Here is a 19,928-nt window from a genome sequence, read left to right as displayed (position 1 = left end):
CGTGTCGGGCACGCGGAGCTACACACTGCTGGTTGGATGCCCCGGACTTCGAGGAGGCTCCAACTGATGGCCAAGCGTTTGCCGGGCGCGGCTCTCATCGTCGCGCTCGTCCTGACCGTGCTCACGCCACCCGCGCACGCCGCGGCGGTGGACTTCACCGGGATCGTGGCCCTGAACAACTGCTCGGGCTCGGTGGTCCGGACACCCACGGCGAAGTCGTCGGAGAAGGCCCTGGTGCTGACCAACGGCCACTGCGTGAAGCTGATGGCCGACCGCGAGGTGCTGGTCGACCAGCCGGCCACCCGGTCGTTCACCCTGCTCAACCGCGCCGGCAACGGCACGCTGGGCACGCTGCGCGCGGAACGCCTGCTGTACGCGACGATGACCGGCACCGATGCCGCGCTCTACCGGCTCAGCGCCACCTACGCGCAGGTCGAGGGCATGGGCTCGCGGGCCCTGGAGCTGTCCCCGCAGCACCCGACCGCCGGGACCGACATCCGGGTGGTCTCCGGGTACTGGAAGAAGATCTACTCCTGCCGCGCCGAGGCGTTCGTGCTGATGCTCCGCGAGGCGGACTGGACGTGGCACGACTCGATCCGCTACACGAAGCCCTGCGACACCATCGGCGGCACCTCCGGCTCGCCCGTGGTGGACGCCGCGACCGGGAAGGTCGTGGGCGTGAACAACACCGGCAACGAGGACGGCGGCCGGTGCACGATGAACAACCCGTGCGAGGTGGACGAGGCCGGCCAGGTCACCGTGCGGCGCGGGATCGGGTACGGGCAGCAGACCTTCCAGATGGTGCCGTGCCTGCCCGGCGGCGGGCGGCTGGAACTGGTCGCGCCGGGCTGCGGGCTGGCCCGGCCGTAGCGGCGGTGGCCGGGGCCGCCGTCCGCTGCGGCGCCCCCGGCCACCTCTGCGCTGGAATCCTGGCTGGCACGCGGTGGCACTGCCGCGCGCCGGCCACCCCGGACCCACCCGTCCGGGCCGACGCCGACGCCCCGCGCGGCGGGGGACCTAGGCTGGTGGCATGACCGAACCGTGGGGCGACACCGACCGGATCCGCCGCGTCCTGGCCGACTGCGACACCTGGGCCGTGGTCGGCCTCGCCGACCACCCGCACCGCGCGGCCCACGGCGTGGCGCGCTTCCTCCAGCAGCGCGGCAAGCGGATCGTGCCGGTGCACCCGGACGCGGCGACCGTGCTGGGCGAGCAGGGCTACGCCACCCTGGCCGACATCCCGTTCCCGGTCGACTGCGTCGACGTGTTCCGCCGCTCCGAGGCCGCCGGGCAGTTCGCCGACGAGGCCGTGTCGATCGGCGCGAAGGCGGTGTGGTTCCAGCTCGACGTGGTCGACGAGCGGGCCTACGAGCGCGCCACCGCCGCCGGCCTGGAGGTGGTGATGGACCGCTGCCCGGCCATCGAGTGGGCGGCTAACGGGCCCCGCGACGCGCGGTGACCTCGATCTCGATCTTCATCCGGGGGTCGGCCAGGCCGCACACCAGCATCGTGGCGGCCGGCCGGAACTCGCCGAACGCCGCGCGCAGCGCCGGCCAGCACGGCTCGAAGTCGGCCGGGTCGGGCACGTAGTAGGTGACCCGGAGCACGTCGGCGAACCCGCAGCCCGCCTCGGCCAGCGCCGCGCCGACGTTGGCGAGGCACTGCTCGACCTGCGCGACCACGTCGTCGGCGATGGTCATGGTCGAGTAGTCGAAACCGGTGGTGCCGGACACGTGCACCCAGTCACCGTCCACCACGGCCCGCGCGTACCCGATCTGCTCTTCGAACGTGGAACCGGACAGGATCGCTCGCCTCATCGGCGAACCCTATACGCCGGCGGTGGCGATCCGGCGGACCTGCTCGCTACCCTGCCGGCCATGCCAGCAGTCGCCGTGAACGGGATCAACCTCAGCTACCACGTCGAAGGCGACGGCCACCTGGTCGTGCTCGTCATGGGCACCGGCAGCCCGGGTCGGGTGTGGCAGCCGCACCAGGTGCCGGCCCTGCGCGCGGCGGGCTTCCGGGTGGCCACCACCGACAACCGGGGCATCCCGCCCACCGACGAGTGCGCGTCCGGGATGGTGATCGAGGACCTCGTCGCCGACACCGCCGGGCTGATCGAGCACCTCGGCGGCGGACCGGCGCACGTGGTCGGCACGTCGATGGGCGCGCGGGTCGTGCAGGAGCTGGCGCTGGCCCGGCCGGACCTGGTGGACCGCGTCGTCCTGCTGGCCACCGCCGGGCGCAACGACCCGGTGCAGAACGCGCTGTCGCACGGCGAGCGGGCGTTGCACGACAAGGGGATCACCCTGCCCGGTCGGTACCACGCGGCGGTCACCGCCGTGGTCAACCTCTCCCCCGCGACCCTGCGCGACCCGGTCGTGGCCGGTGACTGGCTGGACGTCTTCGAGTTCACCGGTTCGGCGGTCGGGCCCGGCGTGCGCGCGCAGATGGACATGAACGAGTTCGACGACCGGCTGCCCGCCTACCGCGCGATCACCCGCCCGTGCCTGGTGGTGGGCTTCGCCGACGACCGCGTGCTGCCGCCGCACCTGGCCCGCGAGGTCGCCGAGGCCATCCCCGGCGCGCGGTACGCGGAGGTCGCCGACGCCGGCCACTACGGCTTCCTGGAACGGCCGGACGAGGTGAACCGCCTGCTCGTGGACTTCCTGACGGGTTGACCCGGAGAGCGCCCCTCGGGGTCCGGTGCGGTGTCGGCCGTTCGGGGCAAACGCGCGTCCCGGCCGCCCGTCCGCGAGAACTTGCCTACCACGGGACCGCGAACGCCGTTACGGTCGTGGCGACCTGCGGAAGGGGCACATGGACCACAGACGACTCGCCCGCACCTCGCGCCTGATCGCCCTGATCGGCGCGGGCGGGGTGACCTGTCTGGTGCTCCTGCCGATCACCTTCAACGCCGCGACCGGCGGTTCCGCGCCGCGCGTGCTGGGGCCGTACGCCACCTGGCTGTGGCCGGCACTGGTGCTGCTGACCGCGATCACCGCCGCGCTGGCGGCGTGGGACCCGCTCAGCGCGGCGCTGGTCCAGCGGCGGCCCGCGCACCCGGCCAACCGGACCGCCGCGCTGGAGCGCGTCGAGCGGTACGTGCGCGCCCGGCGGGAGGGGTCGCTGGCCGAGCAGGTGCGGCTCAAGCTGGGCGTCGTGCCGCGCGTCGGGCCCGGCCTGCCGACCCGCGTCCGCGCGCCGCTGGTCGTGCACGGCGAGCCCGGCGCGGGCAAGACCTCGCTGCTGCTCGACCTGGCCGAGGCGCTGCTGGAGCGGGCCCGCGCCGACCCGGACCGGCCGGTGCCCGTCGTGGTCGACCTCGGGTCGTGGCGGCGGGACGACGACTTCGGCGAGTGGCTGGTGCGGGCGCTGGCGCGGCGGTACCGGATCGGCGGGCGGCTGGGCCGCACCTGGCTGCGCGACCGGCGGCTGGCCGTGCTGTTCGACGGACTGGACGAACTGCCCCCGGCGGACCGCGCGGACTGCCTGGCGTGGATCACCGCGCTGAAGCTGCCGCAGGTCGTGGTGTGCTGTTCCACCGACGACTACGAACGCCTGCCGCGTTATGACGTGGTGCACGTGGAACCGTTGCGGCGCAACGACCTGCAAGAGCTGATCGCGTCGTGCGGGCCTCGGCTGGACGGGTTGCGCGAGGCGTTGGACAAGAGCCCCGACCTGTGGGACGAGGTCCGCACGCCGCTGGCGTTCGGCCTGCTCGCGCTCGCCTACCGGGCCGGCCGCGCCGAGTACCGGGGGGTGCTGGACACCTACCTGGTCGAGTCCGCCGCGCGCGGGCCCGGCCGGGCCGAGCGGGCGCTGCGAGCGCTGCGGTTCGTGGCCCGGATCGCCCGCCGCCGGGTCGACCTGGTGGCCCGGCACCGCCTGCCGCCCCGGCGGGTGTGGCTGGACTTCGTCGGCCCGGCCGTGGTGTGGCGGCTGTTCCGGCGGGCCGTGCCCGGCGCGCTGGCCGGTGCCGCGACGGCGCTGTGCCTGGTCGTGGGGCTGCGGCTGGGCGTGGTGGCGGCGGGTGTCGCGGCGGTCGCGGCGGCGGGCCTGTCCCGGGGCCGGTTCGCGGCCCCTGCGGTGGCGCGGTCGCGGGGAGCCCGGTGGGCGGCGGCGGGGTTCGTGCTCGGCGCGGTCGGCGTCGGCGCGGTCGCCGTGCTCGGTGACCGGCTGGGCGGGCTGGTGGCGCGGTGGCCGGTGTGGCTCGGGTACGCGGTGGTGCCGGTCGTGGCGTACCTGGTGGGCCTGGGGTTGACCCGGGACCGCTACTGGGCGGTGGCGTGCGCGCTGGTCCCGGCGGTGGTGACGGTGTTCACCGGGCCGTCGGCGGACCTGCTGGCGGGCCTGGGCACCGGGCTGGCCGCCGGCGCGGCGGTCGGTGTGCTCGCGGGTGGGCTGACCGGGGTGTGGGAGTCGTTGCCCGGCCGGCCGGCGGCAGGGGGCGGCCTGCGCTGGTTACCGGTCGCGGGCCTGGTCGGCGCCGGGCTCGCGGCGGCGCTGGGCGCGGGCGTGCGGTGGCAGGCGGTCGACGCGCTGACCGGGCTGGTGGTCGGCCTCGCGGTCACCCCGCGCTGCACCCGCTCGTGGGAGCCGGTGGCCGAACTGCTCGCCAAACCACTGGCGCTGGACGAGTTCCCGTTGCGGCGCAAGGCGGTCCTCCAGGCGGCGCGGGACCGGGTGCTGCTCGTGGACGACCACCGCTTCCCGCACGCGGCGGTCCGCGACCACCTGGCCGAGTGCGACCCGGTCGACCTGGGCGCGACGGTGGAACGCCGCCGTGCCGCCCTCGATCCCACCGGGTCCCGCCCCACTGCGTGAGCGCCGGCAGCGCGGTGCCGGCCAAGTGGTCGACGGGAGGCGACCGGCCCGCTCCCGTCGGCTCACGCCCGTCTGCGCAGCTCCACCGACGACAGGTTGCCGTCCTGGTCGAGCAGGCCGCGCCGACGGCGGTTCCAGCGCAGGAACAGCAGCGCCAGCACGGCGATGAGCGCGGGCAGCACCATGAACGCGCCCGACACCACGAGCAGCAGCACCACACCGGCGAGCGCGAACACCGCCGTGAAGCGGGCTCTGCTGCGCCGGGGCAGCAGGCGCACCGCCGCCGCCGCGCCGATCAGGTACACCGCCACGAACTGGCCCGTCGTCAGCAGCACCACGAGCTTCAAGCCCACACCGGACGCCACGACCACCGACAGGACCACGAACGCCAGGCCCACCAGCAGCGCCAGGCTCCGGCGCGGCACCTCGCCGCGCACGCTGCCCACGGCCAGCCGGCGCGGGAACGCCCCGTCCCGGCTCAGCGCCGCGCCGAGCTTCGCGCCGCCCGCCACGTAGGCGTTCATCGAACCGGCCGTCAGCAGGACGGCGGCGATCGCCGCGAACACCTTCAGGTTGCCGCCCAGCGCGCGGGACAGCAGCTCACCGAGCGGCGCGTGCGTGTTGGCCGCCGACCCGAGCACCGCGACCGTGGCGAACGCGACGGACAGGTAGAGCACCGCCACGACCACCACCGCGCACCCGACCGCGCGCGGCACGTCCCGCTGCGGCTTGCCGAACTCCTGGGCCAGGTACGTGATGGCCTCCCACCCGGCGAAGCTCCACACCAGCAGCGCGGCGGCCGACCCGACCGCACCCCACCCGTGGGGCGCGAACGGTTCCAGGTTGTCCGCGTCCACCATCGGCGCGGACAGCAGCACCGCGCCGAACACCAGCAGCAGGAGCAGCCCGGACAGCACGCACTGCACCCGCCCCGACGCGCGCAGCCCGGCCCAGTTGGTCGAGGCGACCAGCGCCATCAGCACCACCGCCGTGCCGACCTGGGTGACGCGCCCGCCGCCCGCCGCCTCCGCCACGTAGGAACCGGCGAACAGCGCGGACGCGGTTGTGCCCAGCGGCACGGCGAAGAAGAAGCACCAGCCCACCACGGCCGCCGCGCGCTCGCCGAACGCCAGGCGCGCGTAGGTCGACACACCGCCCGCGTCCGGGAACCGCGCGCCGAGCGCCGCGAACGTCGCCGCCAGCGGGACGGACACCAGCACCAGGCAGAGCCACGCGAGCAGCGACGCCGGCCCCGCCACCTGGGCCGCCAGCGCGGGTACCGCGATCACACCGGTGCCGAGCACCGCGCCCACGTACATCGCCGCGCCCTGCGCGACGGTTAAGCCCGTGATCTTCTCGCCCACAACGGAACAGCCTCCCGCACCCGGGCCGCCTGCGGATAGCCGTGCCGACCGCTGATCTCTGCGTGCCCGACCGGCTACGCTCCGCTGAGTGGGCAGACCACGGGGTTTCGACGACGCGGCGGTCGTGGACGCCGCGATGGAGGTGTTCTGGTCGAAGGGGTACGAGGCCACTTCGACGGAAGACCTGTGCGTGTGCACGGGTTTGGGGCGCGGCAGCCTGTACAACGCCTACGGCAGCAAGCACGGCCTGTACGAACGGGTGCTGCGCCGGTACGCCGAACTCGGGTTCGGCGAGCAGTTGGAGATCCTGCAACGGCCCGGCGCGGCCAAGGAGCGGCTGCGGGCGCTCATGCTGGCCGTCATCGACGTCGACCTGGCCGACCCCGCCCGCCGGGGCTGCCTGGCGGTGAACGCGGCGGTCGGCGCGGGCGGGACCGACGACCTGGTGGCGCAGCAGGTGCGGCGGCAGTTCGGGCGGCTGGAGGGCGCGGTGTGCCACGTGATCACGTGCGGGCAGCGCGACGGCGAGCTGGTGCGCGGCGTGGACCCGTTGATCAGCACCAGGTTCTTCATCAGCGCGTACTACGGGTTGCGGGTGCTGGGCAAGGTCACCCACGACCGGCGGGCGCTGGAGGACGTGGTGGACGGGGCTTTGGCCCACCTGTGACCCGCCTCGGCGCTCGTGCGGCTCGTTCGCCGGCGGGCAGGGCTCGTCAGGTCCAGTGGGCGGGGCGGGTGAGGGTGGGTGGCAGGACCGTGGTGCGGTCGCCCTTCGCCGCGTCGATTTGGGCTTGGGTGAGGAACAGCGCGCCCGTCAGGTCCGCACCGGCGAGGTTCGCGCCGCGCAGGTCCGCGCCGATCAGGTCGGCCCGGCGCAGGTCGGCGCGCGTGAGGTCGGCACCGATCAGCAGCACGCCGCGCAGGCCGGCGTTGCGCAGGTCGGCCTTGCGCAGGTTCTTGCCGACCAGGTCCGCGCCCCGGCGCGACTTGCCTCCCTTGCCGCGCACGTGCGCGCTCACCCGTTCCAGCAGCGCGCCGGCCGTGCGCCACTGCGGCCCGACGTCCAGGCACGCCAGCGCCTCGGGCGGGCCGCCGGCCAGCGCGTCGACCTCGGCGCGGGCGGCGGCGACCTCGGCGCGCAGCGGCCCCGGGACGTCGAGGCCCAGCGCCTCGGTCAGGTGCCAGAGCAGTTCGTGCAGCTCCCGCACCACCGGGAAGACGTCGAACATCAGGCCGGCGGTCTCCGGCGCGTCACGCCAGCTGCGCCCGCCGAACGTCTCCTGCGCGACCCGCTGGCCCGCGCCGAAGCAGTCGTACACCGTGCAGCCCCGGAAGCCGCGCTGCCGCAGCTCGGTGTGGATGCCGCAGCCGAACCCGGCACCCAGGTTGCGGCACGGGGTGCGCGCGGGCTTGTCGATCGCGAAGTCCGACGACCGGGAGAACGCGGGCACCACGCAGCACAGCCCGAAGCACCGCTCGCAGTCGGCGCGCAACTCGGTCACGCCACCACCCCGTCCCGCCGCCCGGCCCACGCCGCCGCCCGCCCTGCCGCCGGCCGGCTCACGACACCAGCTCGTCGAGGATCTGCTGCCCGTACTTGGCCAGCTTGTTCTCCCCCACGCCGTTGACCGTGCCCAGCTCGGCCAGCGTGCCGGGCGCGCTCGCCGCGATCTGCCGCAGCGTCGCGTCGTGGAAGATCACGTAGGCCGGCACGCCCTGCTCCTTGGCCTGCGCCGCCCGCCACGCGCGCAGCCGCTCGAAGACCGGCGCGGCCTCGGCGGGCAGGTCGACCGGCTCGCCCTTCTTCGGCTTGGCCGTCCTCACCTTGGCCGCCCGCTCGGGCTCGCGCCGCATCAGCACCTTGCGGCCCTGGTAGAGGACCTCCTCGCTGGCGGGGGTGAGGGCCAGCGTCGAGTACTCGCCCTCGACCGCCAGCAGGCCCTGCGCCAGCAGTTGCCGCACGACGCCGCGCCAGCCGCTCTCGTTCAGCTCGGTGCCGATGCCGAAGACGGACAGCGCGTCGTGGTCGAACTGGATCACCTTCGCGGTCTTGCGCCCCAGCAGGATGTCGATCGACTGGCCCGCGCCGAACTTCTGCCGCCGCTCGCTGCGCAGCCGGTAGACCGTCGAGAGCACCTTCTGCGCGGGCACCGTGCCGTCCCACGTCTCCGGCGGGGCCAGACAGGTGTCGCAGTTGCCGCACGGCGTGCCCGCCTGGCCGAAGTACTCCAGCAACTGCACGCGGCGGCACTCGACGGTCTCGCAGAGGGCCAGCATCGCGTCCAGGTGGGCGATCAGCCGGCGGCGGTGCTGCTGGTCGCCCTCCGAGTCGTCGATCATCTTGCGCTGCTGCACGACGTCCTGGAGGCCGTAGGCGAGCCACGCCGTGGACGGCAGGCCGTCCCGGCCCGCGCGGCCCGTCTCCTGGTAGTAGCCCTCGACCGACTTCGGCAGGTCGAGGTGGGCGACGAACCGGACGTCCGGCTTGTCGATGCCCATGCCGAACGCGATGGTCGCCACCATCACCAGGCCGTCCTCCCGGAGGAAGCGGGCCTGGTTGCGGGCGCGCGTGCCGGAGTCGAGGCCGGCGTGGTACGGCAGCGCGTGCACGCCGTTCTGGTTGAGGAACTCCGCCGTCTTCTCCACGGAATTGCGCGAGAGGCAGTAGACGATCCCCGCGTCGCCCGCGTGCTCGGTGCGCAGCAGTTCCAGCAACTGCTTCTTCGGCTCGTTCTTGGGCACGATCCGGTACTGGATGTTCGGCCGGTCGAAACTGGCCACGAAGTGCTTGGCGTCGCCCAGGTTCAACCGCTGCGCGATCTCCTGGTGGGTCGCCGCGGTCGCGGTCGCGGTGAGCGCGATGCGCGGCACCTGCGGCCACCGCTCGTGCAGGTGCGACAGCGCGAGGTAGTCGGGCCGGAAGTCGTGGCCCCACTGGGAGACGCAGTGCGCCTCGTCGATGGCGAACAGCGCGATCCGGCCGCGCTCCAGCAGGCGGACGGTCTGCTCCACCCGAAGCCGCTCGGGGGCCAGGTAGAGCAGGTCGAGCTCGCCGGCGAGGAACTCGGCCTCGACCAGCGCGCGCTCGTCCGGGTACTGGGTGGAGTTGAGGAACCCGGCGCGCACGCCGAGGTCGCGCAACGCGTCGACCTGGTCCTGCATCAGCGCGATCAGCGGCGAGACGACCACGCCGACGCCCTCGCGCACCAAAGACGGGATCTGGTAGCACAGCGACTTGCCGCCGCCCGTGGGCATGAGGACGAGCGCGTCGCCGCCGTTGACGACGTGCTCCACGATCTCCGATTGGTCGCCGCGGAAGGAGTCGTAACCGAAGACCCTTCGCAGAACCTCTTGCGAATCCACCAGGCGATGGTAACGAGGGGCACCGACAGGCCGGTGCGTGGCCGCTGACCGGCGCTAACCCCGGAACACCCGTTCCCGGTGCCACGCGAAGTAGCGGGCCGACCCGCCGTGGTGCGCACCGGTGGTGCGGCCGGCCAGCGGCGCGAGCTGCTCGGCCAGCGCACCCCCCGCCGGCGCGGTGAGCACCGAACCGTCCTCGCCGACGGCCAGGTAGCCCAGCTCGTAGAGCCGGTCACAGCCCAGGTGGCAGGCGAGCATGGCCACGTTACGCAGATCCCGCCGCTCGTCGTCGGAGCACTCGGCCCGCCGCTTGACGTGCGCGGCGACCAACAACTCGACGGGCAGCACCCGCCCGCACAAGGCACACCGCCCGGTCGGCTCGTCCCCGATCAGGACGTGCCGGAGGGCCTCCTGCTCGACCCGGTACCGCGCGACAGCCGTCCGGTCCAACTCCCCGAACTGCGGGTCCGGCGCGGTCGGCGCGCTGCCCAACGAGACGAACGCGGGCCTGAGCGTCACGACGGCCCGGGGCAGCGTCGCCAGCACGGCGGCGACGAACGCGCTGCGGTGCCCGAGCGTCGCCACGTCGGCAGCCACCCGGCCGCGCTGGAACAGCAGGTCCAGCCCGGCCTGCACGGCGCTGACCGGAACCGGTTCGCCGTCCGCCGAGCGCCGGGTGCGCACCAGGACGGTGTCCGGGTCCACGCGCAGGACCTGGTTCGGGTAGCCGGCGACGGTCTTGATCTCCCGGCCGACCAGCCCGTGCAGCACGTCGGCGGCGACGGGCGGCACGGGCACCGGCAGGCCGACCCGGTCGAGCAGGGCGGGCTGGTCGACCTCGGTCAGGTAGGTGACGCGCAGGACGTCCAGCGCCCGTCCCCGCACCCCGGGGTCGGCGAGCAGCTCGGCGGCACGTTCGGTGAACCCGGCGGTGGCGTTCCGGTCACCGGCCTTGGGCACGTCGGTCAGTCCGTGCGTCTCCCACAGCCCGGTCTCGGACGCGAGGTGCCAGAACGGGTACTGCGGCGTCGCCTTGCCGGTGCCGAACTCCCCGAGGAGCGGCTCCACGTCGCTACGGAAGTCGGGCCAGGAGAAGAGGCGGCCGTGACCTTGGGCGAGGCGGCCGAGTGCCCAGACGAGCACCAGCGGCTTGTGCAGAGAGGGTTTCGCCGACCGCTGGTAGCGGTTCAGGTCGCCCAGGGTGGCCATCAGCTCGTCCACCCCGAACCGGCGGTCGATCTGCGCCACCCGGGTGGCCACGTCCCGCTCCAGCCCGGCGGCCGACGTCCCGGCCACCTCGACCACGAACCGCGCAGGAAGCCCGCCGATCCGTTCGGCGAGATCGGCGAACTCCCGACGATCTCCGAGCCGAACGCCCCCGTCCACGTCGGGAAGCACGGCGTCGTAGCCGGCGAGCCGCCGCAACAGCACCTCGACCACACCGGGTTGCCCACCGGTCACGACGATTTCGAACCGGCCGTCGTCCCCCGAGACCGAAAACGACGCGTCCACGTCGTTCCCCACGTCATCCTTCACCCGCATCCCGCACACAGTGCCAGATCACCCCGCCGGCGACGTAAGACGACCTCACCCGAAATCGACGTCGAAGTCGAACTCGGGTGAGGTCGTCAGGCCGCTTTCAGTCGTCCTGGTCCGCCTGCGAGCGGAACGGGTCGTACGCGTGGCGGGGCGGCTGCTCCGGAGTCGGCTGCTCTGCCGGTGCCGGATTGCCGTTCGCCTGCGGTTCCGGTGCCGGCTCGCCCACCCGATCGGGAACGGTGAACGGATCATCCTCGTCGGCGTCGTCGACCACATCGGGGTCGGGCGGCTCCGTCAGGTCCGGCACGTCGAAAGCGTCGCGGAGCCGGCGGGCGAGGTCGCTGTCCCCGTGGTGCTCGATCAGCCACGCCATGCGGCTCGCGAAGTGGCTGCGCTGGGCGTCGGCGTCCGCGCCGCCGAACAGGCTCGACACCAGCTTCCGCGCGCCGTCGACCGCTTCGTCGTCCTGACCGTCCGCGTTGTCGGACGTCCCGGTGACGGCCGTCGTGAGCGGTACGCCGTACGCGGTGTCGTGGAAGCCGTTGCCGATCCCGCCGGACAGGGCGGGGACACCGTCGACCGGTGAGGATCCGGGGAGCAGCACCGGGGGCGGGGCGACGGGTTCGTAGACGAGGTGGCGGAACACCTCGTCCACCTCGCGGTTGTTCGCCGCCGCCGAGAGCTGGGCGAAGGTGCCGATCTTGTCGACCGTCTCCTCGATCCGCTCCGGGTTCATGGCCAGGTACCAGGTGACGCCGCTGCCGGTGTCGCCCAGCACCTCGCTGCGCAGGTACTGCTGGACGTTTCGGTGGTAGCGGCGGCTGTGCTCCCACACCTGCTCGTCCTTGCGCACGGTCGCCAGTTCCGCCTGCCGCCGCAGGTCGTCCGGGGCGAGGGTGAGCAGGACGGAGTGCGCCCACACGTCGATCGCACCCGTGCGGTCGGGCATCGGCGCGGCCAGCGCGCTGTCCACCCGGTGCTGGACCAGGTCGTACTCGTCCGGCCGACCGTCCGCCGTGATCTGGCACGTCCGCGCCACCACCTCGCGCTTGGCGAGGTCCGCCGGGTCGGCGGTGAGCGGGCGGGACGGGTTGGACCTGATCCGCCAGCACACCACCCCGGACAGCAGGAACCGGTAGTCGTCGTCCGAGCTCGGCACCCGCACCTCGGTGATCGGCAGGACGGGCCGGGGTGGCGCGGGCGGCGGCGGAGGGGGCGCCGGTTCGGGTTCCGGCACCACGACGACCTGCGGTGCCGGCCGGGCCGACCACACCACGGCCAGGACGACCAGGAACACCACGGAGGTGAGCAGCACGCCGACCCAGGCGGGCCAGGCGCCGAGCCCGGTCACCCACGCCAGCAGGGCGGCGGCGAGCACCCCGCCCGCGACGACCACGGCGACGCGTTTCATCGGAGAAGTCCCTTCGGTTCGTCACTCGGCCAGGCCAGCGCCCGGTCGATCCGGCGGAGCAGTTCGGCGGCGACGGCGCGGTGGGCGGGGTCGATCAGGGCCCAGGCGCGGGCCACGGCGACCAGCCGGGCCTCCAGGTCGCTGCGGTTGCCGGTCGCGTCGACCAGCAGGTCCAGCACGACGTCCCGGGCCGGGTCGTGGGCGGCCAGCCACCGCCGCACCCACGGTGCCCACCACTCGTGCGGCCGGGCGGCCATCACCCGGTGGGCGCCCTCGACGACCTGGGCGCGGACGAAGTCGTCGGCCAGCAGCGGCCGGGGGGCCTTGAGCAGGCGCTCCGGATCGGCCAGCGCCGTGAACAGCAGGAGGTCGCCCTCCCTCGGACGCGGGAGCACGACGTCCTGGACGGCCCGGTGCAGCACCCGCCGCAGGAACCTCGGGTCCTCGTCGGACAGGCCGACCAGCGTGTTCCGCGCGTACTCCTGGACCACCGGGTTGTGGCTGAGGTGCCGCAGGCGCACCAGCGCCTGGTCCGGCCGGGTCGGCGCGATCGCCTCGGCGGACAACCGGACGAGTTCCCCGGCCAGCGGACCGGTGAGGGACCTCGAACAGGCCCAGTTGTAGACCTGCTTGCGGAAGACGGCACCGTGGCGCGGGTTCGTCACCCCGTCCAGGAGGACGGGCGCGGTCGCCGGCACCAGCTCCGACGCGCGCTCGTGGGCGTTCCACCGTTCCACCAACCAGAACAGGTGGTCCGGTTGGTTCACGCGCAGGCACTCGGCGGAGAACCTGCGCAGCACCCGGACGCGGTCGCGGTGCGGCACGGACTCGTGCGGCAGAGCGATTTCCAGCCACGTGCGCAGGCGCGACCGCTGGCCGGGCAGGCTGTCCCAGAAGTGCGTACGGACCGCCTGGCCGTAGGTGACCGAGCCGAACCGGACCCGGCGCTCACCGTCCGTGCGCGCGTCGATCCGCCCCAGGCTCTCCGCGAGGTCCGGCCGGTCCCACGGGTGCGCCTCGTCCTCCGGGTAGTCGACCACGCGCAGCAGCGACTCGGTCGCGTGGTGCACGACCTCCACCCGGGACTGCTCGAAGCAGGCCGTGGCCAGCAGGAGCGCCCGGAACCGGCCGTCCGGGTTCTCGCGCACCTTCCGGGCGACCTCGTCCACGCGCAGGGACATGGCGGACACCGCGTCGGTGAGCCACTCGCGCAGCGATCCCCGGCCGCCCGCCGCCGCCTTGGTGTCCCGGACCAGCCTGGCCAGCCGCGCCAGCTCGGACATCGGGTCGGCGTCCAGGTGCTGCGCCAGGTCCGGCACGTCGACGACGGGCCCGTCGACGTCGAGCGCGCGCAGGTGCCGCTGGAGCACCGCCCGCGCGTCCGGGCGGCCGATCTCGACCACGGACTCGCCCAGGTCGCCGGGCAGCAGCCCGACGGTGCGCATGGACAGCACCACGACTGCGTAGGCCCCGCGCTTCCCGACCGCTGCCAAGTAGCCCCCGAGGTCGCGCCGGATGGTCCGGACGACCCACTCCGCCTCGGCGGTCAGGTCGAGCAGGAGCCGCTCGCCGGCCTCCACGGCGTCCGGGTCCAGCAGGGCGAGCTGCTTCTCCGAGCGCTCCGAGTCCTCGTCGGGCAGTTCCCGGAACCGCGCCGTCCCGTCACCGGAGGAGTGCAGGAGCATCATCGCCGCGGTCCGGCGGCCCGTGCCCGGTGCGCCGGACAGCAGCACCGCGCCGGGGCGGTGCAGGGCCGTGCGCAGCGGCCCGAAGTTCGGCGGGGCGACGAACCGCTCCTCCATCGACCGGAGCCGGTCCTCCGCGACGACCCGGGGGCTGCGCCGGACGGACCGGGCCTCCACCGCCGTCGCGATCAAGGCGCTGTTGATGTTGAACTGGGTGCCGCCCAGGTTCGTCGGCCCGGTGGGGTCGGTGACGGCCTGCACCGACTCGCCGAAGACGGATTCGATGCCGCCGGTCCGCTCGCTCATGACTCGTCCCGCGCCCTCCGGGTGAACTTCTGGCGGGCCTCGTTGTGGCCGCCGAAGACGAACGTCGCGCCGTCGCCCTGGTCGCCGACGAACTGCTGACCCGACCCCATGTTGACCGGGCCCGACGGATCGGTGACCGCCTGGACGTCCCGGCCGGTGATCGAGCCGATGCCGCCGCGCCTCCCGGTCGCGGCCTGCTCCGGGTCGGGTCGCCCGGCGGACCGGTCCGGCTTCCCGCCGCACACCTCCCGGAGCCGCGCGACCAACCGGCCCAGGCCGGCGTCGACCTCGCGCACGTCCAGGCGCTGGTACTGGCGGGTGGCGAGGGGCACGAGGTCGTCCGGCAGCGCGCTGCGCAGGAGCCGCTCCGCGCCGTTGACCAGCAGCGGGATCACGACCACCTGGTGGTTCAACGCCTCGGTGATCTCGCGCCGGGTCCAGTCGCCGGGGTTGTCCAGGGCCCGCTCGCCCCGGGCGTCGGTGGCGGTCAGCCACCGCTTGCCGATGACCGCGACCAGCACGTCGCTGCGCCAGACGTTGCGCAGCAGGCCGTCCTCGAACTGCGCGCCGGGCGGGATGGACTTGCTCGCCCGGAAGACGTTGTCGTCGCCGAAAGCGGCGGAGAGCTCACGGTCGACCAGTGCCGCGCAGACTTCCTCGTCACCGGTCCGGTAGTTGATGAAAACACGGCACATCGCCTGGTCGTTCCTTCGGTCCGGGGGGCGGAGGGACAGGCTCGAAGGTATCCGTGCGCCGGGACGCGCTGAAGGGGTTTCCTGTTTCCATTCGGTGCTACCGGCGGGAAACACGCAAAGTGCGGACCGGGCGGTTTCCTGTTTCCGGAAGCTTGCGGCGGGGGTCGTTTCCCACTGAACTGGACCACAGGGTCGTCGGACTACCGTTGGGACTCCACAATGGACGAAATGCCGTTCGGCGCGCGGCTTCGCCGGTTGCGCATGGCGCAGAACGTCTCGCTGACCGAGCTCGCCCGCAGGACGCACTACAGCAAGGGGTACCTGAGCAAGGTGGAGAACGGCGCGCAGGCGCCCAGCCCGACCTTGATCCGGCAGTGCGACGGCGCGCTCGCGGCCGGCGGGGAGCTGATCTCCCGGTACCGGTCCGACGAGACCCGGCCAACGACACCGACCCGCTCCCCGGTCGACGACACCGGGCGGAATTGGATGCTGCACATGGATGATCAAGGTTCGCTGTGGTTCCGGCCGATGGGCCGCCGGCAGGCGCTGACCGCCGGTGCCGCGTCGATACTCGTGCTGGGCGGGGCGGGGCCGGCGCGCGCCCGGGCCGGCACGGACGCGGTGTCGGCGTTCACCACCATGTTCGGCCACGTCCGGGCGCTGGGCCAGCAGTCGACGCCGGAGGTGGTGCTGCCGACGCTGGTGGCGCAGACCCAGACGCTGCGCGGGCTGGCGGCCGACGCGTCCGGGCGCACCCGGCGGGACCTGCTCGTCCTCGCGTCCCGGTACGCCGAGTACACGGGCTGGATGGCGCAGGAGGCCGGTCGCGCCGAGGCCGCCCTGTGGTGGACCGACGCGGCGGTGGACCTGGCCGAGGCCGGGGGCGACGACGAGGTGGCGGCCTACAGCCTGGTGCGCCAGGCGCTGGTGTCGATGTACGCCCGTCGCAGCGCCGACACGGTGGCGCTGGCCCGCCGGGCCTACGAGCACCCGGCGGCGAGCCCGCGCGTGCGGGGCCTGGCCTCGCAGCGGGAGGCCCAGGGGCACGCGATCGGCGGCGACACCTCGGCGTGCCTGCGCGCCCTCGACCGCGCGGAGTCCCTGCTCGACCGCGTGGACGACAGCGACCCGAGCACGCGCCTGGGGTCGACGACCCTGGCCAACCCGGTCCGGTTGACCCGCGCGTGGTGCCTGCACGACCTGGGGCGCAGCAGGGAGGCCATCGAGGTGTTCGACCGCGAGCTGTCCGCCACGCCACCCGGCGCCCGCCGGTTCCGGGCCCGCTGGCAGGCCAGGCGGACGGTGTCGGTGGCGCTGGCCGGCGAGCTGGACCAGGCGTGCGCCATGGTGCCGGGCTTGCTGGCCGATTGCGCGCAGGTCGATTCCTGGACCATTCGGACCGATCTCGCGGCCCTGTCGGAAATCCTCCGGCACCACCTGTCCAAAGCGGCGGTGCGGAATGTCTACCCGGCCCTTTCGGCCGCACTCCAAGCCACGTGACGACGAATTCCCGGGGCCGGCGGCGAGGTCCGCTGCCGGCCCCGGGTCCGAACGGGATCAGGTCAGCCATTCGCTGGAGGTGGTGACCTCCTCCAGCAGTTCCGGGATCGGGGCCACGCCCAGGCCGGGGGCCGTGGGGACTTCCAGGTGGCCGTTCTCCAGCACGAACGGGGTGGTGATGTCCGTGCTGTAGTAACGGTCCGAGGCCGACGTGTCCCCCGGGAGGGTGCAGCCCGGCAGGGCGGCCAGGGCCACGTTCGCCGCCCGGCCCAGGCCCGTCTCCAGCATCCCGCCCGTCCACGCCGCCACGCCGTTCGCCGCGCACACGTCGTGGATGCGGCGGGCTTCCAGGTAGCCGCCCACGCGGCCCGGTTTGATGTTGACCACCTGGCACGCGCCCAGGCGGATCGCGGCGGCGGCGGTGCGGGCCGAGGTGATGGACTCGTCCAGGCACACCGGGGTCGCCAGGGTGCGGGCCAGGTCCGCGTGGCCCAGGACGTCGTCCTCGGCCAGCGGCTGTTCGATCAGCAGCAGGTCGAACGGGTCCAGCCTGGCCAGGTGGCGGGCGTCGGCCAGGGTGTAGGCCGTGTTCGCGTCGACCTGGAGGAGCACGTCGTCGCCGAAGCGCTCGCGGACCGCGCGGACCGGCTCGACGTCCCAGCCGGGCTCGATCTTGAGCTTGATCCGCACGTAGCCCGCGTCCAGGTAGCCGCCGACGGCGTCGAGCAGTTCGGGGACCGAGTCCATGATGCCGACCGACACCCCGCACGGCACGGTGTCGCGCTCGGCTCCCAGCTCGCGCGCGAACGACGTGCCCCGGACCTGGAGCTCGGCGTCGAGCACCGCCATCTCCAGCGCGCTCTTGGCCATCAGGTGCCCGTGGTACCTGCGCAGCGCCGGCGCCACGCCCGTCGCGTCCAGGTCCTCGACCTCGCGCAGCGCGGGCACGAAGAACCGGCGCAGCACGTCCTCGCAGCCGTCGAGGTACTCGGACGAGTAGAGCGGGCTCGCCATGGCGGCGCACTCGCCCCAGCCCTCGACGTCGTCGGCGACCACCCGCACGAGCAGCAGGTCCCGCCCGGTCTGGGTCCCGAACGACGTCCGGAACGGGGACACCAGCGGCATCCTGATCCGCCGCAGTTCCACCTCGCGCAGTTTCACACCGTCTCCCGGAGTACTTCGTCCATCAACGCCACCAGCAGCGCGGTGCGGCCGGGGATGTGCTCCACGAGCACGTGCTCGTGGTCCGCGTGGGCACCGCCGCCGCACGCGCCGAGGCCGTCGAGCGTGGGCGTGCCGACGCCGGCGGTGAAGTTGCCGTCCGACGCGCCGCCGACCTCGACGCCGGTGATCGGCTCCAGGCCGAGTTCCGCGCCGATTCGCTTGGCCCGCTCGAACAGCGCGGCGGACGCCGACGCCGGCAGCGGCGGGCGGTTCGGGCCGCCGAGCACCTCCAGCTCCGCGCCGGGCACGACGGGCGCGAGCCGGTGCATCAGCTCGTCGACCCGCTGCTGCTCGGCCAGGGTCGTCACGCGCACGTCGACGAAGAAGCTGCCGGTCGCCGCGACGGTGTTGGTGGTGGTGCCGGCCCGGGTCAGGGTCGGGGTCACGGTCGTGCCCACCTCGGGCGAGTTCAGCGCGGCCACGGCGAGCAACTGGTGCGCCACCTCCACCGCCGCGCTCACGCCCAGCTCGGGTTCGAGGCCGGCGTGCGCGGCCTTGCCGGTCGCCCGCACCTCGTACAGCGACACGCCCTTGCGCGCGGTCTTGACCGCCGTGCCGGCCGCCGCCTCCAGGACGAACGCCGCCGCGCACCCGGCCGCCGACTCCTCGACCAGCTCGCGCGAGGACGGCGAGCCGAGTTCCTCGTCCCCGGTCACGAGCACGGTGACACCGGTGCGGTCGGCGAGCGCGGCCACGGCGTGCAGGGCCATCACCACGCCGGTCTTCATGTCGAAGCACCCCGGCCCGCGCAGGACGCCGTCCTCGACCGAGAACGGGTGGGTCTCCAGCGAGCCGACCGGCCACACCGTGTCGTGGTGCCCGACCAGGACCACGCGCGCGGGCCCGTCGCCCAGCCGCCACCGCAGGTGCGGCCCGATCCGCTCGGGCGCGACGCCGAGGAGCCCGGTGCCCAGGTCCGCGACCAGGTCGGCGCTCTCCGCCACCGCGCGGGCGTCGGCGGACGGGGACTCCTTGCGCACCAACGTCCCGATGTCGGCCAGCAGGTGCGGCAGCGCGGCGGTGAACCGCTCCACGAGCGCGCTCACGACCGCAGCCACTCGACCGCGCGGGCCGCCGCGAACCCGATGAACCGGTCGCGCTCCGGGGCCTGGGCGCGGGTGTCGTGGGCCTGGGTGAACACGGCCACCGCGTACCGGCCGCCGTCGGGGTACTCCACGACGCCGATCTCGTTGCGCACCATGGGCAGCGTGCCGGTCTTGCCGGACACCCGGATGCCCTCGCCGGTGAAGCCGGAGCGCAGCCGGTGCGGCCACACCTGGTGGCCCAGCCAGTTCCGGACGTCCGCGCACGCCCCGGCGGGCGCGGCCTCGTCGCGCCACACCATGCCCAGCAGGCGGGTGCTCTCCTCGGCGGTGGTCCGGCAGGTCTCGGCGGGCTGGAGGATGCGCATCTTGAGCAGCTCCTCCCGGGTGAGGGCGAAGAAGCGCTCGTCGTCCAGCTCGCCGCCCGCGTCCTCGATCATCGTCTGGAACAGGCCGTCGCAGTGGAACGGCACGGCGGTGTCCTTGAAACCGAGGTCGGCGAGCAGCCGGGCGACCGAGGGCAGCCCGATCCGCTCCACGACCAGGTCGGTGGCCACGTTGTCGCTGATGCCGATCATCAGGACGGCCAGGTCGTGCCACGAGATGGTCAGGTCGTGGCGGAAGGTGGCCAGTCCGAACGGCGACATCGTGCCGGTGCCCGCGACGTAGGTGATGCGCTCGCCGAGGTCCACCTCGCCGGCCGCGCCCTGGCGGGCCAGCTCGACCGCGACGGGCACCTTGAACACCGAGGCGGAGGGCACCGGGTCGTCGGCGTCGACGGCGAGTTCGCGGGTCCCGTCCACCTCGACGGCGTGCAGCCACGCGCGGACGCCGACCTCCTCGGCGCGTCGCCGGATCTCGCGGACCACCTCGGTCGCCATGTGCGCTCCCTTCATCACGGGTTCGGCGTCCAGTTCACGACCACGCCCGTGCGCGGCGCGTCGTCGGAGCCGACGAACCGGGGACCGGAC

17 protein-coding genes are annotated in these 19,928 nt (G+C 73.9%); 6 read left to right on the top strand and 11 right to left on the bottom strand.

Annotation, left to right across the window (positions count from 1 at the left end; translation table 11 throughout):
* Window positions 1-66: 66 nt before the first annotated feature.
* Together AB0I60_RS29330 and AB0I60_RS29325 are read left to right on the top strand one after the other, a co-directional pair.
* A complete protein-coding gene (locus AB0I60_RS29330) occupies window positions 67-870 on the top strand; it encodes a serine protease (protein WP_360735285.1) in 804 nt (267 codons plus the stop codon).
* 160 nt (window positions 871-1,030) lie between these two features.
* A complete protein-coding gene (locus tag AB0I60_RS29325; protein WP_360735283.1) occupies window positions 1,031-1,459 on the top strand; it encodes a CoA-binding protein in 429 nt (142 codons plus the stop codon).
* Here AB0I60_RS29325 and AB0I60_RS29320 read toward each other — a convergent pair.
* Window positions 1,434-1,817, bottom strand: coding sequence for a RidA family protein (locus tag AB0I60_RS29320; RefSeq protein WP_360735281.1), 384 nt, complete (start codon window positions 1,815-1,817; stop codon window positions 1,434-1,436). The genes AB0I60_RS29325 and AB0I60_RS29320 overlap by 26 nt on opposite strands.
* A gap of 60 nt (window positions 1,818-1,877) precedes the next feature.
* Here AB0I60_RS29320 and AB0I60_RS29315 point away from each other — a divergent pair, with 60 nt between their 5' ends.
* Both AB0I60_RS29315 and AB0I60_RS29310 read left to right on the top strand, forming a co-directional pair.
* Entirely contained in the window at window positions 1,878-2,681 is an 804-nt protein-coding gene (locus AB0I60_RS29315) for an alpha/beta hydrolase (protein ID WP_360735279.1), read from the top strand.
* Between the two features lie 139 nt (window positions 2,682-2,820).
* Window positions 2,821-4,827: an NACHT domain-containing protein gene (locus AB0I60_RS29310; RefSeq protein WP_360735277.1), complete on the top strand. Its 2,007-nt coding sequence runs from the start codon at window positions 2,821-2,823 to the stop codon at window positions 4,825-4,827.
* Window positions 4,828-4,889: 62 nt separating this feature from the next.
* Here AB0I60_RS29310 and AB0I60_RS29305 read toward each other — a convergent pair whose 3' ends face one another.
* Window positions 4,890-6,191: an amino acid permease gene (locus AB0I60_RS29305; RefSeq protein ID WP_360735275.1), complete on the bottom strand. Its 1,302-nt coding sequence runs from the start codon at window positions 6,189-6,191 to the stop codon at window positions 4,890-4,892.
* Window positions 6,192-6,279: 88 nt separating this feature from the next.
* Between AB0I60_RS29305 and AB0I60_RS29300 the strand changes: the two genes are divergently transcribed.
* Window positions 6,280-6,858 (top strand): TetR/AcrR family transcriptional regulator, encoded by a 579-nt coding sequence (locus AB0I60_RS29300; protein WP_360735273.1) that lies wholly within the window; start codon window positions 6,280-6,282, stop codon window positions 6,856-6,858.
* 46 nt (window positions 6,859-6,904) lie between these two features.
* On the opposite strand, the gene AB0I60_RS29295 is transcribed toward AB0I60_RS29300, so the two are convergent.
* The 6 genes from AB0I60_RS29295 to AB0I60_RS29270 all read right to left on the bottom strand — a co-directional run bounded on the left by AB0I60_RS29295 (window position 6,905) and on the right by AB0I60_RS29270 (window position 15,190).
* Complete coding sequence (locus AB0I60_RS29295) at window positions 6,905-7,693, bottom strand: pentapeptide repeat-containing protein (RefSeq protein WP_360735271.1); 789 nt, start codon at window positions 7,691-7,693, stop codon at window positions 6,905-6,907.
* Between the two features lie 58 nt (window positions 7,694-7,751).
* Window positions 7,752-9,554, bottom strand: a complete 1,803-nt coding sequence (gene recQ, locus AB0I60_RS29290) for a DNA helicase RecQ (RefSeq protein ID WP_360735269.1) — start codon at window positions 9,552-9,554, stop codon at window positions 7,752-7,754.
* A gap of 54 nt (window positions 9,555-9,608) precedes the next feature.
* Entirely contained in the window at window positions 9,609-11,096 is a 1,488-nt protein-coding gene (locus tag AB0I60_RS29285) for a hypothetical protein (RefSeq protein WP_360735267.1), read from the bottom strand.
* A 97-nt stretch (window positions 11,097-11,193) separates the two neighbouring features.
* Entirely contained in the window at window positions 11,194-12,504 is a 1,311-nt protein-coding gene (locus AB0I60_RS29280) for a hypothetical protein (RefSeq protein WP_360735265.1), read from the bottom strand.
* Window positions 12,501-14,495 carry a hypothetical protein gene (locus AB0I60_RS29275; RefSeq protein ID WP_360735263.1) on the bottom strand — a complete coding sequence of 665 codons (1,995 nt, stop codon included), beginning with the start codon at window positions 14,493-14,495 and terminating at the stop codon, window positions 12,501-12,503. The genes AB0I60_RS29280 and AB0I60_RS29275 overlap by 4 nt, the downstream gene beginning before the upstream one ends.
* Entirely contained in the window at window positions 14,492-15,190 is a 699-nt protein-coding gene (locus AB0I60_RS29270) for a toll/interleukin-1 receptor domain-containing protein (protein ID WP_360735261.1), read from the bottom strand. Before AB0I60_RS29270 ends, AB0I60_RS29275 begins: the two co-directional genes overlap by 4 nt.
* A 228-nt stretch (window positions 15,191-15,418) precedes the next feature.
* Here AB0I60_RS29270 and AB0I60_RS29265 point away from each other — a divergent pair, with 228 nt between their 5' ends.
* A complete protein-coding gene (locus AB0I60_RS29265; protein ID WP_360735259.1) occupies window positions 15,419-16,690 on the top strand; it encodes a helix-turn-helix transcriptional regulator in 1,272 nt (423 codons plus the stop codon).
* A 57-nt stretch (window positions 16,691-16,747) separates the two neighbouring features.
* Here the strand turns inward: AB0I60_RS29265 and menC are convergent, their stop codons facing one another.
* Genes menC through AB0I60_RS29250 form a run of 3 tightly spaced genes read right to left on the bottom strand, consistent with a single transcriptional unit; the run spans window position 16,748 to window position 19,838 of the window.
* Window positions 16,748-17,851 (bottom strand): o-succinylbenzoate synthase, encoded by a 1,104-nt coding sequence (menC, locus tag AB0I60_RS29260; protein WP_360735257.1) that lies wholly within the window; start codon window positions 17,849-17,851, stop codon window positions 16,748-16,750.
* On the bottom strand, window positions 17,848-18,927 hold the full coding sequence (locus AB0I60_RS29255) for a M20 family metallopeptidase (RefSeq protein ID WP_360735359.1): 1,080 nt from the start codon (window positions 18,925-18,927) through the stop codon (window positions 17,848-17,850). The genes menC and AB0I60_RS29255 overlap by 4 nt, the downstream gene beginning before the upstream one ends.
* A gap of 29 nt (window positions 18,928-18,956) precedes the next feature.
* The gene (locus AB0I60_RS29250; RefSeq protein ID WP_360735255.1) at window positions 18,957-19,838 is read right to left on the bottom strand and encodes a serine hydrolase; all 882 of its coding nucleotides are present in this window, start codon (window positions 19,836-19,838) and stop codon (window positions 18,957-18,959) included.
* Between the last annotated feature and the right edge of the window lie 90 nt (window positions 19,839-19,928).

Origin of the sequence: Actinosynnema sp. NPDC050436 (assembly GCF_040655415.1) — a bacterium.
GTDB lineage: Bacteria > Actinomycetota > Actinomycetes > Mycobacteriales > Pseudonocardiaceae > Actinosynnema.
Note: the sequence above shows the minus strand (reverse complement) of the source record. Positions and strands in the feature narration are given on the sequence as shown.